This window comes from Kitasatospora sp. NPDC043950 (genome assembly GCF_056435345.1).
This window is the reverse complement of the sequence record NZ_JBWKER010000031.1, coordinates 1-16,690: the sequence shown is the minus strand read 5'-3', so window position 1 is coordinate 16,690 and position 16,690 is coordinate 1. Positions and strand designations below refer to the sequence as shown.

Genomic DNA, 16,690 nt, shown 5'->3' with positions numbered 1-16,690 from the left:
GATGGGCATGGTCACGCGCGAGGAGTGCGCGGCGCTGGACGCCGTCGACCCGCTGGCGGCGTTCCGCAAGGAGTTCGCCCTGCCGGACGGGGTGGTCTACCTGGACGGGAACTCGCTCGGCGCGCTGCCGGTGCGCACCGCGGAGCGGGTGCGGCAGGTGGTCGAGGAGGAGTGGGGCCGGGAGCTGATCCGCAGCTGGAACGACGCGGGCTGGTTCGAGCAGCCCTACCGGCTGGGGCGGCGGATCGCCCCGCTGGTCGGGGCCGGGCCGGAGGAGGTGGTGGTCTGCGACACCACCTCGGTGAACCTGTTCAAGGTGCTCGTCGCCGCGCTGCGGCTGCGCCCCGGGCGGCGCACGGTGCTGGGCGACGGCGAGGCGTTCCCGACCGACCTGTACATCGCCGAGGGCGCCACCGGCCTGGTCGAGGGCGCGCGCAGCGTGCTGGTCCGGCCCGAGGAGCTGGACCGGCACCTGGACGGCGACGTCGCCGCGGTCGTCCTCTCGCACGTGGACTACCGCACCGGCGAGCTGCTGGACCTGCCCGGGATCACCGCCCGGGTGCAGGCCGCGGGCGCGCTGATGATCTGGGACGTCTGCCACTCGGTGGGCGCGCTGCCGGTCGGACTCGGCGCCGCGGGAGCGGACTTCGCGGTCGGCTGCACCTACAAGTACCTGAACGGCGGCCCCGGCTCGCCGGCCTTCCTGTACGTCGCCGAGCGGCACCTCGCGGCCGGCCCGCGGCAGCCGCTGAGCGGCTGGTTCGGGCACGCCCGCCCGTTCGCCTTCGAGCCCGGGTACGACCCCAAGCCGGGCATCGGGCGCTTCCTGACCAGTTCGCCGTCGCTGCTCGGGCAGGCCGCGCTGGGCGCGAGCCTGGACGTCTGGGAGCGCGCCGACCCGGCCGCCGTCCGGGCGAAGAGCCTGGCCCTGACCGACCTGTTCATCGGACTGGTCGAGGGGTTGGACGGGATCGAGGTGGTGACCCCGCGCGAGCACGCCCGGCGGGGCAGCCAGGTCGCGCTGCGGCACGCCGACGGCTATCCGGTGGTGCAGGCGCTGATCGCGCGCGGCGTGATCGGGGACTTCCGCGCGCCCGACCTCATGCGGTTCGGCTTCACCCCGCTGTACCTCTCGTACACCGACGCCTGGGACGCGGCCCGGGAGCTGGCCGAGGTGCTGGCCGGCGGGGAGTGGCGGGAGGAGCGGTTCTCCCTCCGGGGCGAGGTGACCTGAGGCCCGGCGCCGCGCCGCGGCCCGCCATGGAACAGTGACGCACGTCATGCCCAGGTAAAGTTCGACCCTCATCACCCTTGGGAAACCTCCTGATTGACTCACCGTCAGCCACAAGGGGAGGTTTGCGTGAACATCGAACTCGGACCGCTTTCGCCCGAACCCTTCATGCTGGCCCTGGGGTTGACCCTGTTCTTCCTGATCACGTGGACGCTGGGCCACCGCATCCTCCCCCGCGTCGAGCGGATTCAGGCCGAGCGGTGGGACGCGACCGAGGGCCGCGCCGAACGCGCCGAAGCCATCCGCGCCGAAGCCGAGGCCGCCCACGACGCCGGCCGGCAGGAACTGGCTCAGGCCCGGCACGAGGCGGCCCGGATCCGACAGGAGTACGCCGAGCAGGGCGCGGCGGCCGTCGCCGCGGCCCGCGCGGAGGGCATCCGCGACCGGGACCGGCTGGTCACCGCCACCCACGCGCGGATCGCCGCCGACCGGGCCGAAGCCGCCGAACAACTCCGGCAGGACGTAGGAGAGTTGGCCGTGACGCTGGCCGGCCGGGTGGTCGGTGAACCGGTGCACGCCGTCGCCGCCGGCCGCCGCACGGTGGACCGCTTCTTCCGCTCCCGCTGAGCCGCCGTCGGCCCCTCGCCCGTGCTGGGCGAGGGGCCGACGCATGCCTGCGGCGGGCCGTCGACACGGCCCAGGCCGCCCGGTCGGGGTCGACACGGGCGGCCTGGGCCGTTGTTGCTGCTCGGGCGTCCTTGCGCTGGGCAGGCCCTAGCTGTGGCGACCGCGACGGCGGGCGGCCAGGACGGCGAGACCGCCGAGGCCGAGCAGGCCGACGCCGGCCAGGCCGAAGACCACCGGGGCGTTGCCCGCGCCGGTGGAGGGCAGCTCACCACCGCCACCGGGGTGGTGACTGGTCGGGTGCTCGGACGGGTGGTGGCTGGTCGGGGCCGGACCCGAGCTGGACGGACTGGCCGAGGGCGAGGAGGACGGTGACGACGACGGCGAGGAAGAGGGCGACGACGACGGCGAGGAGGACGGGGAGGAAGAGGGCGAGGAGGACGGTGACGACGACGGCGAAGAGGAGGGCGACGACGACGGCGAGGAGGACGGGGAGGAAGAGGGCGAGGTGGACGGCGACGGGCTCGGCGTCGTCTGGCAGTCCGGCAGGTCCCCGTCGAACGGGTAGCTGTGGATCTCGTAACCGCCGGTGCCGGTGTGGATCAGGTTGCCCGCGAGGTACACCCGGCCGTTCATCCCGGGCTGGGCGATGGTCGTGGTGCCGCCCGGGTTGCCGGCCAGGACCGAGCCCTGGAACTGGGCGCTGCCGAGGATCTGCGCCGAGGTCGCGGTCGGGAAGTTGTACATCAGCTTCGACCGCATGTCGGTGGTCTGGTCCCCGGCCAGGCCGGTGCCCGTGTAGGTGTTGATGATCGGGCTGTCCCCGAGCATGTTCACCACGACGGTGGCCCCGGCCGGGATGTTGTTGAAGACCAGTCCGATCTGCCCGCCGCTCGGCGAGGCGAGGTTCTGGGTGACGTTGAAGACCTGCTTCAGGCTGGTCCCGTCACCGGTGAGGGTCGCCTGGCTGGAGGAGATGTCGACGGTGCCGGTCGCGGCGGCCTTGCCGACGCAGTCGGAGATCTCCTCGATCTGGGTGAGCACCGTCTGGTACGGGGCGGCGGCGTTCGGGTCCTGGATCGACTGGCCGGTGGGGTCGATGCTGACGGTGCCGGTGACGCTGCCCGCGTGGCGCAGGTTGCCGAAGGCCGGGCCGTGGGAGTCGCTCCCGCCGATCAGGATCGAGTTGCCGGTCACGACGTCGACGTTGCCGCCGGTGGTGACGAAGTCGCTGCCGTTGGGCGGCACGACGCGCGAGCCGACGCCGACGACGCCCATGTTGTAGATGCCGCCGCCGTTCTTCTCGACGGTCAGGTTCCCCAGCGCGACGATCTTGCCCTCGGCCTCCGCGGCGCGACCGGTCACGGTGTAGTCGCCGCCGGTGAAGACGTTGATGCTGGCGTCCCGGCCGGGGAAGTCGCCGTTGTTCGGCGGCGGCCAGGTGGCGGGGCAGTCGGGGCCCGTGCAGGCGCCCAGCGGCGGGGCGAGCGGCGCGGCCGAACCGACCGTCAGCACGGCCGCCAGCGGCAGCGCCGCGACGACGGTCGCCACGGCGACCCGGACGGTCCGACGCCTGCGGGTGGCGGGTTCTCTTCTCACGGCGGTCGTTCTGTGATCCGGCGTACCGGTGCCCTGACCCATCGACACATTCCTCCGCGCATAGGAAAAGGAGCAGGTGCGCACAACCTGCCCCGTTCGTACTATCTGCTGGCGATCCCGCAGATCCGGGACATCCAACATCAAATCGGGCGATTCCTACCCTACAGATCCTCAGATCCGATCCGAGAATCCACCGCGCGGCGCAGCAGTCGCCTCCCACCGGCCCTGCCCGGACGACCTCCGCGCCGCCCCCGCCCGACGCCCGCGCCCGTTAGGTTGGAGCAATGACCTCCGAGGCCCAGGACCAGAGCACGCCGCTCGTCGCCGTCGCGTCCGCCGACGCCGTACTGCGGCACCCCGAAGCGGGCGAGCACCTGCTCACCCCCCTCGAACTCGAACGCGCCGCCCGCTTCCGGCACGAGTCCGGGCGGATCGACTTCACCGCCGGCCACGTGCTGGTCCGGCTCTGCGCCGCCCGGCTGCTCGACGTCCCGGCGGCCTCGCTCACGCTCGCCCAGCAGTGCCCGGACTGCGGCCTGGCCGACCACGGCAAGCCGTACCTGCCGGACCACCCCGAGGTGCACGTGAGCCTGTCGCACACCCGGGGCGTGGTCGCGGCCGGAGCCGGCCACCAGCCGGTCGGGGTGGACGTCGAGCTGGCCGCGCGCGGTGGGTCGCTGGGCGCGGTCGCCCGCCGGGTGCTCTCCCCCGCCGAACTGCGCCTGGTCGAGACGGCACCGGAGCCGGACCAGGCGTTCCTGCGGCTGTGGGTGCGCAAGGAGTCGCTGATCAAGATCGGGCGGGCCACCCTGGACACCCTGGCCTCCGTCGACCTGTCCGACCTGCCCCTGGACGTCCCGCCCGGCGCCCCGCTGCGCAGCCGCCACCAGGACCTGCACCTGCTCGACTGGGCCGACCCGGAGCACGGCGCCGCCGTCGCGGCGGTCAGCACCGCCGCGCCGAGGATCGTCCGGCTGACGACGGCGGGCTGACCAGGGCGGAGCTCCGCCGTCCTGCGGAACGAGCACGCCCACCCGCGCGGCGGGCCCCCGGATAAGCGGTGTTAGCGTGCCTGATCGCGGGCGCGCCGCCACCGGACGCCCGCCGCACCAGCTGCCCACCGCCGGATGTAAGGGTGTCCCCGCCATGGCCAAGTTCCTGCTGAGCCTGCACGTCCTCGCGTCGGTCCTGTTCATAGGCCCGGTCGCGGTGGCCGTCAGCATGTTCCCGCGCCGGGCCAAGGCCGCGCTGGCCGGCGGGCCGGACCAGGCCTCGGACGCGGGCGTGCTGCGGATCCTGCACCGGATCACCCAGGTCTACGCCCTGCTGGGGGTCGCGGTGCCGGTGATGGGCATCGGCCTCGCCCAGGTGATGGACGTGCTCGGGCAGTCCTGGATCATCGTCTCGATGGTGCTCACCGCGATCGCCGCGCTCTCGCTGCTGCTCTTCGTCCTGCCCGGGCAGCAGGCCGCGGTGGACGCGCTCGGCGCCGACACCGCGCCGGGGCAGCACGCCAAGGCCGTCCAGGGCCTGCGGCTGCTGCCGATGACGGCCGGGGTGTTCAACCTGCTGTGGGCGGTGGTCGTGGTGCTGATGGTCATCCGGCCGGGGTCGAGCACCGGCGTCTGAGCCGGGCTCCCGAAGCCGTACCGAACGAGGGACTCCACCGCCCAGGCGTGCCGCCCGGAGCCACGCCGACCGGGCCGGAAGGCCCTCTCCCCTGGAGCGGGCCCGGTCCAGTACCGTCCTGGCCATGACGATCATGGCGGGCATGGGCAGCCCGACAGGTACCGGAGTCGGTCCGCTGCTGCGCGGCTGGCGCGAACGGCGACAGCTCAGCCAGCTGCAACTGGCCCTGCGGGCGGACTCCTCGACCCGGCACCTCAGCTTCGTCGAGAACGGCCGGTCCCGCCCGAGCCGGGAGCTGGTGCTGCGGCTCGCCGAGCACCTGGACGTCCCGGTCCGCGAGCGCAACACCCTGCTGCTCGCGGCCGGCTACGCCCCGCACTTCCCCGAGACGCCGTTGGACGACCCGTCGATGGACGCGCTGCGCGGCGGCCTGGAGCGGCTGCTCGCCGCCCACGACCCGTACCCGGCGCTGGTCGTCGACGGGACCTTCCGGGTGCTGGCGGCCAACCGCTCGCTCGGGCTGCTCCTCGACGGCGTCGCCCCGCACCTGCTGGAACCGCCGCTCAACGCGATGCGGATCGCCCTGCACCCCGAGGGGCTGGCGCCGCGCATCGTGAACCTGCCGCAGTGGCGGCGGCACCTGCTGGAGCGGGTGGAGCACCGGATCGAGCTGCTGCGCGGCGAGGCGCTGCGGCGGCTGTACGAGGAGGTCGCCGGCTACCCGACGGCGGCGGACGACCCGGGCCCGGGCGGGGAGCAGGCGGACGGCGCCGGGCTGTTCCCGTTCGCGCTGCCGATGCGGATCCGGCACGAGGGGCGGGTGCTGTCGTTCCTGTCCACCATCACGACCTTCAACACGCCGCTGGACGTGACGGTCTCCGAGCTGGCCATGGAGACCCTCCTGCCGGCCGACGCGGAGACGGTGCGGTTCCTCCAGGACGCGGTCGGCCCGGAGTGCTGACCCCGGTTCAGGTGCGGCGCCCCTCGGTGCCGCCCCCGACGCCCCCGACGCGGCCGACGCGACCGTCGCGTCGGCGCAGCGCGGTGAACTGGAGGACGGCGAACAGGGCCACCACCACCGCCTGCACCGGGATCCAGACGGCACCGGCCGTGGTCGGCTCCAGCCAGGCCGCCATCGCCACCAGGCTGAGCACCACCCAGACGGCGTTGAGGTCGATCACCGCCCGCACCGCGAGCCGCGGCGGCCACCGGCGGGCGGCCAGGGCGCCGACCCCGAGGGCGTAGCCGGTGAGGAAGAGCCCGAGGGCGAGCAGGACACTACGGCCGACCCCGAGCAGTTCGCCGACCGGGCCGGCGAAGGCCAGGTAGACGAGGCCGTTGCCGCCGGTGACCAGGGCGTCCAGGGCGAGCACGCCGCGCACCGTCCACCGGGGGGAGGCGGAGCCGGGGCGGGCGGGCGTGAGGGTGTTCGCGGACATGGCGGGTCAGCCTCCTGACGGGGATGGGGCCCGGCGGCGGTGACGCCGGCCGGGCCCCCCACCCTGCCCGCCCGGCCGCCGGGCGTCGATTACCCCGCAGGTAAGGGCCCGGGGCCGAGACCGGTCGCCGGGGTGCTCAGGGCCGCGCCCCCGGCGACCGGCCGCCTCAGCCCGGCAGCCCGAAGAGCCCGGCGGCGTTGTCGTGGCAGACGGCCCGCAGCCACTCCTCCCCCAGCCCCAGCCCGGCCAGCGCCTCCAGTTGGTGCACGTACCGGTACGGGATGTTGGGGAAGTCACTGCCGAGCAGGACGCGGTCCTGGAGGCCGCGCAGGCGCGGCAGTTCGGCGCGCGGGAACGGGACGTCGGCCTCGGCGAAGTCCGTGAAGGCGATCGTGGTGTCCAGCCGGACGGCCGGGTGGCGCTCGGCGAGGTCGAGGAAGTCGCGGTACTCGGGCATGCCGAGGTGGGCGACCACCAGGACCAGTCCGGGGTGGCGCTTCAGCACCTCGCCGATCGGACCGGGGCCGGTGAAGTCGCCCGGCACCGGTCCGGACCCGCAGTGGGTGACCACCGGCGTGCCGGTCTCGGCGAGCAGCCCCCACACCTCGTCCAGCTGCCGGTCCGCCGGGTCGTAGCCGCCGACCTGCACGTGCGCCTTGAACACCCGGGCGCCGTCCTCGATCGCGCGGGCCACGTAGCCGGGCGCCTCGGGCTCGGGGAAGAACGTCGCGGTGTGCAGGCACTCCTGGGTGCGGGCGGCGAAGTCGGCCGACCAAGCGTTCAGCCAGCCGGCCATGCCGGGCCTGTGCGGGTAGAGCATCGAGGTGAACGCCCGGACGCCGAAGTCCCGCAGCCGCTGGACGCGCTGCTCCTCGGCCTCGCGGTAGGTGATCGGCCAGGGCCGGTTCACCAGCGGGCCGGCCGCGTCGAAGTACGCCCACACCTTGTCGAGGACGTTCTTCGGCATGAAGTGGGTGTGCACGTCGATGAGGCCTGGCAGGCCCAGGGCCTGCCAGAACGCGCGGACCTCCTGGGATTCGCTCACGCCGGCACCGGGCGGGCCCGGTCGATGATCCCGGCGGTGTCGACGCCGGACGGCAGGGTGCCGAAGGCGGAGCCGCGGTCGCCGGCGAGGCGGGTGGCGCAGAACGCGTCGGCCACCGCCGGGCTGCCGTGGCGGACCAGCAGCGCGCCCTGGAAGGCCAGCGCCATCGACTCGACCAGCCGGCGCGTCCGGTACTCCAGGTCGGCCTGGTCGGTGAGCTGCTTGCGCAGGTCGGCGACGGCCGCGTCCAGCCGGCGGTCCGCCCCGGCGGCGGCGTCGAGCTCGCCGAGGAAGGCCTCGACCGTCTCCGGGCGCTTCGCCATGGCGCGCAGCGCGTCCAGGGCGGCGACGTTGCCGGAGCCCTCCCAGATCGACACCAGCGGCGCCTCCCGGTAGAGCCGGGGCATCCCGGACTCCTCGACGTAGCCGTTGCCGCCCAGGCACTCCAGCGCCTCGGCGGCGTGCGCCGGGCCGCGCTTGCAGACCCAGTACTTGGCCACCGCCAGGCCCAACCGCCGTACCAGCGCCTCGGGTTCGTCCCCGGCCAGGGCCAGGTCGGTGCTCTGGGCGAGCCGCATCGCGACGGCGGTGGCCGCCTCGGACTCCACCACCAGGTCGGCGAGCACGTTGCGCATCAGCGGCTGGTCCACCAGCGGCCGGCCGAACGCGCGCCGGTGCAGGGCGTGGTGCACGGCCCGGGTGGCGCCGTAGCGCATGCCGGAGGCGGCGCCGACGGTGCAGTCCAGACGGGTCATGTTGACCATCTCGATGATGGTCGCCACCCCGCGCCCCTCCTCGCCGACCAGCCAGCCGACCGCGCCGTCGTACTCCAGCTCGGCGGAGGCGTTGGACTTGTTGCCGAGCTTGTCCTTGAGCCGCATCAGCTGGAGGCGGTTACGGGTGCCGTCCGGGAGGACGCGCGGCAGCATGAAGCAGCTGAGCCCGCCCGGCGCCTGGGCGAGCGTCAGGAACAGGTCGGACATCGGCGCCGAGGTGAACCACTTGTGGCCGGTCAGCCGGTAGGTGCCGTCCGGGTGCGGGGTCGCGGTGGTGGTGTTGGTGCGGACGTCCGAGCCGCCCTGCTTCTCGGTCATCGACATGCCGGCGATCAGCCCGCGCTTGGTGCGCGGCTCGCGCAGCCCGAAGTCGTACGTGGTGGCGGCCAGCAGCGGCTCCAACTCGCCCGCCAGGGAGGGGTTCGCGCGCAGGGCCGGGACGGCGGCGTAGGTCATCGAGATCGGGCAGGTGTGGCCGGCCTCGACCTGCCCCCAGACGAAGAACTTGGCGGCCCGGGCGGAGTGGGCGCCGGGCCGCTCGTCCCGCCAGGGCGCGGCGTGCAGGCCGTGGGAGACGGCGGTGCGCATCAGCTCGTGCCAGGCCGGGTGGAACTCGACCTCGTCGACGCGGTGGCCGAAGCGGTCGTGGGTGCGCAGGACGGGCGGGTTCTCGTTGGCCAGCCGGCCCCACTCGGCGGCCTGCTCGGAGCCGGCCAGGCGGCCGAGCTCGTGCAGCTCGGCCTCGGCCCAGCCGGCGCCGGCCCGGTGCAGGGCGGCGAGCAGGGTCGGATCGGCGGCGGTGTCGTGTCCGTACGGCAGGGGCACCTGGTTGGTGACCTCATGCGTCGCTGTCATCGCGTCCTCCCAGGGCACGCAGAGTGAAGGAGACCAGGGCGGGGACCACGTCGGTGGTGCCCGCCGGCTTCGTGGGCGCGGCCGTCCGTGCGGGCGCGGCCGTTGCCTCAGGCGCGGGCGCGGGCGCGGCCGCGAGCGGGCCGGCCAGCGCCTCGCCGACCGCACCGACCAGCGCGGCGGCGGTCAGCACCGGGTCCTGCTCGGGGAGTTCGCCGCTCGCCACGGCGGCGGCGATCTCGGTGGCGATCACGTCCCGGAACGCCCGGCGGAACACCAGGCGCTCGCTGTCCACGACCGCGTCGGCCGGCTCGACCAGCAGCGCGTACGCCAGCCGGGGCGCGCGCAGGGCGCGGGCGGCGAAGGTCTCGACGACCGCGGCGATCCGCTGCCGCGGGCCCTCCCGGAGGGCGACGGCCGCGTTGACGGCCGCCATCTCGTGGGTGACCACCCGGCGGAACAGCTGCACGGACAGCTCGGCCTTGTTGGCGAAGTGCTGGTAGAGGCTTCCGGTGGCGATCCCGGCGCGGTCCGCCACGGCGGCCATCGTGCAGCCGCCGTAGCCGCGTTCGGCGAGCAGCAGGACGGCCGCCTGCAGCACGGCCTCGCGCTGGGTGTCCAGCCGGGCTTGGACGGCGGGCGTGCGTCGGTAGGCCATGAAAGCATTGAAGCACTGATTCAGTGCTTCGGTGAGGGGTCGGCCCCGCCAGATGCGCGAGGAGGCCGCCCCCGGCTGGGGACGGCCTCCTCCAAGGCGTCACACGGTGTCACGGCCTGCCGGTTACAGCGGGTGGCGCGCTACAGCGGGTGGCGCTGCGACTCCAGCTTCAGGCCCTCCTCGTCGAGCGGGCCGAACGGCGGGATCTGCTGCTTCTTGCCGAGCGAGCGGGCGGCGTCCTGGTCGCCCAGGCCGGCCCACTCCAGCACCTTGGCGGTCGCCTCCGCCGACTGCGCGGCCGGCAGCTGGCCGATGTTGGAGCCGTGGTTGCCGCCCGGCACGGTGTAGACGTAGCTGTCGTCACTGCCCCGGCCGAGCTTGAACGGCTTGGCGCCCCACGGGTCGTTGCCGCCGTAGACGTAGATGATCCGCTCGGCGTCGTGCTTCACCCAGCGGTCGATGTCCCGCATCGCGTTCGGGTTGAAGGAGATCGGGATCTCCTTCGGCACGTACGACCGGGCCGAGTACAGCTCCTTGTAGTCGTAGTGCAGCACGCCCTTGAGGTGCGAGACGTCGAAGAACGGCGCACCCAGCTCGGTCGCGGCCTGGTAGTAGTACGCGGTGTACTTCGCCAGCGACTGGTCGCTGTTGCCGGTGATGCCGGACTGCGAGTCGAACCACGCGTACAGCGCGTCGTCGGTCGCGGTGGCCGCGGCCGGGACCTTGGCGCAGTCCGCCTCGGTGCTGTACTGCCAGAACGCCCAGACCACGTCGAGCACGCCCGCCTCGTACGCCCGGTCCGGCGTGCCGAGGGTGTTGAAGGTCGAGCCGGCGGCCTTGTTGTCGGCCACGTAGCGGGTCTCCAGGCGGTCGCGGCGCACCAGCAGCTCGCGCTGGGCGGCGTTCAGCGCGGCCCGGCACTCGGGGGTGCCGACGGTACGGAAGAAGTTGGTGTAGGCCGCGTAGTCGTTGACGTCGGTGTTGTTCGGCGCCACGTACGCGATCGTGCCCGCGACGTCGTCCGGGTAGAAGCGGCGGAAGTAGGTGGAGGACATGCCGCCCTTGCTGGCGCCGGTGGAGAGCCACTCCTGCTGGTAGATCCGCTTGAGCGCGGTCACCAGCCGGTGCGAGTCGGCGGCCTGCTGGCGGATGCCGGCCTTGGACCAGTCCGCCGGCTCGGGGCGCGACGGGGTGAAGTACCGGTACTCGATGGACACCTGGTTGCCGTCCACCAGCCGGGTCGGCTCGGTGCGGGACGGGTTGGTGCCCAACGTGTAGCCGTTGGTGTAGAAGACGGTCGGGCGGTCGTAGCCCCGGTGCAGCACGCTGAAGCGCTGCTGGAAGGTGCCCAGCCAGGGGCGGAAGTGGTCGATCGGCTGGGTGTAGGTGAGCAGGAAGTAGCGGTGGCCGGTGGTGGTCGGCTTCTCCTCGGTGATCGTCACCCCGGGGATCGCCGCCAGCCGGTCCTTGATGTCGGCATTCGGGTCGTCGGCGGGGCTCCGGCCGTGGGCGGCCCCGGCGGCGTCGGCGCCCTGGGCACCGGCGGCCAGCGCCGGGGTCGCCAGGCCGCCGAGCGCGAGCAGCGGTATCAGCAGGACGGAAACCAGCAGCCTTCGCAGCGTGGTGGTCATCAACTCTCCATTGGTCACACGGATATGACTGCCGCCCTGTCGGGACGACAGCGCGGCGCGGGTGGTGCGGCGGCCGCCCGGTGGACGGCCGAATGGGCCACCCGCCGTTCGCGGGTGGCCCATCGGGGATCGGTGCTGGTCAGCGGGGTCGCCCCGGTTCCGTCACGTCGTGACGGTCGAGCGCGGGGTGGCGGTCAGGTCAGGTCGGGTCAGGGCCGTCCCGACGGTCAGGTCAGGGCCTTCGCGACGGTCGAGTCAGGGCCGTCCCGACGGTCGAGTCAGGGCCGTCCCGACGGTCGAGTCAGGGCCGGACCAGGGTGCAGCCGGGCAGGGTGAGGTCGAACCGGTTGCCGGCGGCGAAGCAGGCCGGGATGCCGTAGGTCTCCTGGGCGTAGCCGATGCCCTGGTGCACCGTCACCGAGCCGTTCTCGTCGACCTCACACGGGTTGTCGAGGGTGCAGGACTCGCCGTTCTCGTTGATCGTGTTGTTGACCGCGACCACCTGCCCGGTGTTCGCGTCCACCACCGGCGAGCCGGAGGTGCCGCCGATCACGTTGCAGCCGGAGGTGTAGCGGACCGAGTCCTTGAAGGTCCAGTCGGCCTCGTTCAACTGGTAGGCGAAGCCGTCGATCGAGCAGGAGTAGATCTTCTTCCAGTAACCCGAGACGACCTTGATCGAGGTGCCCTGCGTGGGGTGGGCGGCGGAGATGGTCAGCGGGGCGATCCCGTACCGGGACTGGATCGAGGCGTAGCTGGTGTTCAGCTGGTAGATCGACACGTCGGTGTCGGTCATGGCGCCGTAGACCACCTTGGTCGCGCGCAGGGTGCCGAGCCCGCTGCCGCTGGAGCTGAGGAGGGTGAAGGTCCGGCTGGAGGGCTGGTTGAGGATCACCTCACCGGGGCCGGGCATGCCGGACTCCAGGCAGTGGCCGTTGGACAGGACGAGGGCCGGGTCGCTCGCGGCCGAGCCTGGCATCCGGACCAGCGAACCGGAACAGTTGTTGAGCGCCACCGTCCCGGCGAAGTTGACGGCGCGGGGGGCCGCCTTGGTGTCGGTGACCTGGGCCTGGTCGCTCAGGGACTGGCCGTCCCGGGCCGCGACGGACACGGCGGCGGGGGCCTCCGCGGTGGCGGCCTGGGCCGGGAGGGCGCCGGCGAGGGCGGTTGCTCCGGCGACCAGGACGGTGGCGAGCATGCCTATGAGCGGCTTCTTCATGAGAGACCTCTCGGTGTGGGGGTGCACCAAAGCTGTCGCGGACATGACTCACTGTCAAGAGTCAAGACGACACCAAGAAAGCACTTCGGCCGCAATGGCTCGTTCGCGCGGTGGCGGCGGTGCGCCGGCCCCTCCCTTCGCACCGCCGATCGCGTCAACCCGCCCCACGGCCCCCGTCCGCCACGTACTGTGGCGACATCGGACGGGTGACCACAGGGGGCAGGAGTGACTACCGAGTACCGCAGCGACGCGCCGTCGGAGCCCACGGGGGCGGGTGGGCGGTTGCTCGCCGTGAGCGACCTGCACATCTCCTACCAGGAGAACCGCGACCTCGTGGAGAAGCTCCGGCCCACCAGCCCCGACGACTGGCTGCTCGTCGCCGGAGACGTCGCCGAGCTCACCACCAGCATCGAGTGGGCGCTCGGGCTACTCGCCGAACGCTTCGCCCGCGTGGTGTGGGCCCCCGGCAACCACGAGCTGTGGACCCACCCCGAGGACCCGGTGCAGCTGCGCGGCGTGGCCCGCTACGACCACCTGGTCGACCTCTGCCGGAGCCTCGGCGTGCTGACCCCCGAGGACCCGTACCCGCTCTGGCAGGGCGCCGGCGGACCGGTCCGCATCGCCCCGCTCTTCCTCCTGTACGACTACTCCTTCCGCGCGCCGGGCACGACCACCAAGGAGGAGTCCCTGGCGGCCGCCTACGAGAGCGGCATCGTCTGCGCGGACGAGCGGATGCTCCACCCGGACCCGTTCCCGGACCGCGACTCCTGGTGCCGCGAGCGCGTCCGGCTGACCGAGCAGCGGCTGGCGGCCTGCGACCCGGACGTACCGCTCGTCCTGGTCAACCACTACCCGCTGGTCCGCCACCCGACCGAGATCCTCTGGTACCCCGAGTTCGCCCAGTGGTGCGGCACCGAACTGACCGCGGACTGGCACCGCCGCTTCAACACCGCGGCGATGATCTACGGCCATCTGCACATCCCCCGCAAGACCAGCTACGACGGTGTCCCGTTCGAGGAGGTCTCGCTCGGCTACCCGCGCGAGTGGCGCAAGCGCGGGCTGCCGGAGCCGCTGCTGCGCGAGGTCTTCCCGCAGGCGTAGGTGCGCCCTGCCCCGCCGCCTGACCGTCCGGCGGCGGGGCAGGGCGATCGCCGAGGGGTCAGGCCTCCCCCGCCTTCTCCCCCGCCTTCTCCTGCGCCTCCTCGAAGGTCGCCGACGCCTCCGGCCGGGCGAGCGTGACCACCAGGTCGCCGTCGCTCACCTCCGCGATCAGCGTGTCGCCCTCCTGCACCGTGCCGTCCAGCAGCAGGTTGGACACCCGGTTGTCCAGCTCCGACTGGATCGTCCGGCGCAGCGGCCGGGCCCCGAACTCCGGCTGGTACCCGCGGTTGACCAGCCACTCCTTGGCCGCCTCGGTGACCTCCAACTGCACGTCCTGCGCCTTGAGCCGGCGCCGGCTGCGCTCCAGCAGCAGGTCGACCACCGACAGCAGGTCCTTCCGGGTGAGCGCGTGGAAGACGATCACCTCGTCGATCCGGTTCAGGAACTCCGGCCGGAACTGCTGGCGCAGGTCGCGCATCAGGTCGTCGCGGATCTCGTCCACGTTCCCGGCGTGGTCGAGGATGCGCTGCGAGCCGATGTTGCTGGTCATGATCACCACGGTGTTGCGGAAGTCGACCGTCCGCCCCTGGGCGTCGGTCAGCCGCCCGTCGTCCAGCACCTGGAGCAGCAGGTTGAAGACGTCCGGGTGCGCCTTCTCCACCTCGTCGAAGAGCAGCACGCTGTACGGCTTGCGGCGGACGGCCTCGGTCAGCTGCCCGGCCTCGTCGTAGCCGACGTACCCGGGCGGGGAGCCGACCAGCCGGGAGACGGTGTGCTTCTCCTGGAACTCGCTCATGTCGAAGCGGATCATCCGGTCCGGGTCGCCGAACAGCAGCGCCGCCAGCGCCTTCGCCAGCTCGGTCTTGCCCACGCCGGTCGGCCCGAGGAAGAGGAAGGAGCCGGTCGGCCGGTCCGGGTCGCCCATCCCGGCCCGGCCGCGGCGCACCGCCTGGGCGACCGCGGTGACCGCCTCGTCCTGGCCGATCACCTTCTCGTGCAGGTGCTCCTCCAGCTTGAGCAGCCGCTCCCGCTCGGTCGCGTTCAACTCCGCGACCGGGATGCCGGTCCGGGACGACAGCACCTGCGCGATGTCGTCGGCGGTCACGTCGACGACCTCCTCGCGGGACTCGGCGACGGCCGCCAGCTCGTCCTCGGTCTGCCGCAGCTCGGCCTTCAGGTTGGCCGCCCGCACGAACTCCTCGTCCGCGACGGCCTCGTCCAACTCCCGCTTCAGCTTGGTGATCCGGTCCTGCACCCCGGTCGCCTCGGTCGAGCCGCTCAGGCTGCGCAGCCGCACCCGGGCGCCGGCCTGGTCCAGCAGGTCGATCGCCTTGTCCGGCAGGAAGCGGTCGCTGACGTACCGGTCGGACAGCGTCGCCGCCGCGTCCAGCGCCTCGTCGGTGAACCGCACCTGGTGGTGCGCCTCGTACGCGTCCCGCAGCCCCCGCAGGATCTCGACCGTCTCCTCGACGCTCGGCTCGGGCACCAGCACCGGCTGGAAGCGGCGCTCCAGCGCGGCGTCCTTCTCCACGTGCTTGCGGTACTCGTCCAGCGTCGTCGCGCCGACCACGCTCAGTTCGCCGCGTGCCAGCGCCGGCTTGAGGATGTTGCCGGCGTCCATCGACCCCTCGCCGCCGGAGCCCGCGCCGACCACGGTGTGCAGCTCGTCCAGGAACAGGATCACGCTCTTCTCGGCCGCCGTGACCTCGTCGATCACCTTCTTCAGCCGCTCCTCGAACTCGCCCCGGTACTTGGAGCCGGCCACCAGGGCGGTCAGGTCGAGGGTGACGACCCGCTTGTCCCGCAGGCTCTGCGGCACGTCCCCGGAGACGATCCGCTGCGCCAGCCCCTCCACGATCGCGGTCTTGCCGACACCCGGCTCGCCGATCAGCACCGGGTTGTTCTTGGTCCGGCGGGAGAGGATCTCGACGGTCTGCTCGATCTCCTCGGCCCGCCCGACCACCGGGTCCAGCCGGCCCGAGCGCGCCGCCTCGGTGAGGTCCAGCCCGTACTCGTCCAGCGTCGGCGTCTCGCTCGGGTGCGCGCCCGTGCTGCTGCGCTCCCCGCCGACGCCGCGCCCCTCCAGCACCGTCTTCAGCGCCTCCTGCGAGGGCGCCGCGTTGCGCAGCGCCGTCCCCGCCCCGGACCGCTCCTGGTCCAGCAGCGCGCCGAGGATGTGCTCCGGCCCGATGTACGAGGCCCCGGCCGCCTGCGAACGGGCGTGCGCCGCCAGCAGCGCACGCTTGGCCGACGGCGTCAGCGCGGGCTGCCCGCCGTCCACCGCCGCCGGGTCCCCGGACGGCAGCGACCGCTCCAGGTCACCGGCCAGCTGGTCCGGGTCGATCCCCGCCCGCTCCAGCATCCGGCGCGACGGCTCCACCCGGGTGGCCGCCCAGGCCAGGTGCCCGGTGTCGAGGTCGCTGGTCCCGTCCTCGCCGGCCCGGTGCGCGGCCAGCCCCAGCAGCTCCTGCGAGGACTCGCTCAGCAACCGCCCGATCGGCACCCGCTGCACGGCGGGCGGGGAGGCCATCGGACTCATCCCGAAGAAGCGGCTGAGTAGATCGGAGAACGGATCGCTCGATCCGAACGGTGGCATGGTCACGGAGGATCACCTCTCCCAAGCGGTGTGCAGCCACCCAAACACAGCCCGCCCCACCCCGCCTCCCGAGCCCCGCCCCCTCCCGCCCCCTGACGGCACCCCCCAACTCCCCCGCCCCGTCGACCGCACCGACGGAGCGGCCCGGGAAACGACGGAGGGGCGGGGGGGGGGGGGGGGGGTGGTGGGGGGGGGGGTGGGGGGGGGGGGGGGGGGGGGGGGGGGGGGGGGAGGCGCGCGGGGGGGGGGGGGGGGGGGGGGGGGGGGAAGAGGGGGGGGGGGGGGGGGGGGGT

14 protein-coding genes are annotated in these 16,690 nt (G+C 73.3%); 6 read left to right on the top strand and 8 right to left on the bottom strand.

The window, feature by feature from the left end:
• The first annotated feature begins 7 nt into the window (after positions 1-7).
• Positions 8-1,234 (top strand): kynureninase, encoded by a 1,227-nt coding sequence (kynU, locus tag AC07BF_RS21390; protein WP_363580748.1) that lies wholly within the window; start codon positions 8-10, stop codon positions 1,232-1,234.
• Positions 1,235-1,360: 126 nt separating this feature from the next.
• The gene (locus tag AC07BF_RS21385; RefSeq protein WP_363580746.1) at positions 1,361-1,858 is read left to right on the top strand and encodes a F0F1 ATP synthase subunit B family protein; all 498 of its coding nucleotides are present in this window, start codon (positions 1,361-1,363) and stop codon (positions 1,856-1,858) included.
• 147 nt (positions 1,859-2,005) lie between these two features.
• Here the strand turns inward: AC07BF_RS21385 and AC07BF_RS21380 are convergent, their stop codons facing one another.
• Positions 2,006-3,454 carry a choice-of-anchor A family protein gene (locus tag AC07BF_RS21380; protein ID WP_363580744.1) on the bottom strand — a complete coding sequence of 483 codons (1,449 nt, stop codon included), beginning with the start codon at positions 3,452-3,454 and terminating at the stop codon, positions 2,006-2,008.
• 284 nt (positions 3,455-3,738) lie between these two features.
• Between AC07BF_RS21380 and AC07BF_RS21375 the strand changes: the two genes are divergently transcribed.
• The 3 genes from AC07BF_RS21375 to AC07BF_RS21365 all read left to right on the top strand — a co-directional run bounded on the left by AC07BF_RS21375 (position 3,739) and on the right by AC07BF_RS21365 (position 6,044).
• Positions 3,739-4,446 (top strand): 4'-phosphopantetheinyl transferase family protein, encoded by a 708-nt coding sequence (locus AC07BF_RS21375; protein ID WP_363580742.1) that lies wholly within the window; start codon positions 3,739-3,741, stop codon positions 4,444-4,446.
• 154 nt (positions 4,447-4,600) lie between these two features.
• Positions 4,601-5,083: a DUF2269 family protein gene (locus AC07BF_RS21370; RefSeq protein ID WP_400805503.1), complete on the top strand. Its 483-nt coding sequence runs from the start codon at positions 4,601-4,603 to the stop codon at positions 5,081-5,083.
• 124 nt (positions 5,084-5,207) lie between these two features.
• Positions 5,208-6,044, top strand: a complete 837-nt coding sequence (locus AC07BF_RS21365; RefSeq protein ID WP_400805501.1) for a helix-turn-helix domain-containing protein — start codon at positions 5,208-5,210, stop codon at positions 6,042-6,044.
• Positions 6,045-6,051: 7 nt separating this feature from the next.
• Here the strand turns inward: AC07BF_RS21365 and AC07BF_RS21360 are convergent, their stop codons facing one another.
• The 6 genes from AC07BF_RS21360 to AC07BF_RS21335 all read right to left on the bottom strand — a co-directional run bounded on the left by AC07BF_RS21360 (position 6,052) and on the right by AC07BF_RS21335 (position 12,700).
• Entirely contained in the window at positions 6,052-6,522 is a 471-nt protein-coding gene (locus AC07BF_RS21360; RefSeq protein ID WP_400805499.1) for a hypothetical protein, read from the bottom strand.
• A 166-nt stretch (positions 6,523-6,688) separates the two neighbouring features.
• On the bottom strand, positions 6,689-7,567 hold the full coding sequence (locus AC07BF_RS21355) for an amidohydrolase family protein (RefSeq protein WP_400805497.1): 879 nt from the start codon (positions 7,565-7,567) through the stop codon (positions 6,689-6,691).
• Entirely contained in the window at positions 7,564-9,198 is a 1,635-nt protein-coding gene (locus AC07BF_RS21350; protein WP_400805496.1) for an acyl-CoA dehydrogenase family protein, read from the bottom strand. Before AC07BF_RS21350 ends, AC07BF_RS21355 begins: the two co-directional genes overlap by 4 nt.
• Entirely contained in the window at positions 9,182-9,853 is a 672-nt protein-coding gene (locus tag AC07BF_RS21345) for a TetR/AcrR family transcriptional regulator (protein ID WP_400805495.1), read from the bottom strand. The genes AC07BF_RS21350 and AC07BF_RS21345 overlap by 17 nt, the downstream gene beginning before the upstream one ends.
• Before the next feature lie 140 nt (positions 9,854-9,993).
• Entirely contained in the window at positions 9,994-11,484 is a 1,491-nt protein-coding gene (locus AC07BF_RS21340) for a S28 family serine protease (protein ID WP_363580730.1), read from the bottom strand.
• Between the two features lie 301 nt (positions 11,485-11,785).
• On the bottom strand, positions 11,786-12,700 hold the full coding sequence (locus AC07BF_RS21335) for a S1 family peptidase (RefSeq protein ID WP_363580728.1): 915 nt from the start codon (positions 12,698-12,700) through the stop codon (positions 11,786-11,788).
• A 225-nt stretch (positions 12,701-12,925) separates the two neighbouring features.
• Between AC07BF_RS21335 and AC07BF_RS21330 the strand changes: the two genes are divergently transcribed.
• Positions 12,926-13,801 carry a metallophosphoesterase family protein gene (locus AC07BF_RS21330; protein WP_350878102.1) on the top strand — a complete coding sequence of 292 codons (876 nt, stop codon included), beginning with the start codon at positions 12,926-12,928 and terminating at the stop codon, positions 13,799-13,801.
• A gap of 58 nt (positions 13,802-13,859) precedes the next feature.
• Here AC07BF_RS21330 and AC07BF_RS21325 read toward each other — a convergent pair whose 3' ends face one another.
• A complete protein-coding gene (locus tag AC07BF_RS21325) occupies positions 13,860-16,397 on the bottom strand; it encodes an ATP-dependent Clp protease ATP-binding subunit (protein ID WP_478333784.1) in 2,538 nt (845 codons plus the stop codon).
• Between the last annotated feature and the right edge of the window lie 293 nt (positions 16,398-16,690).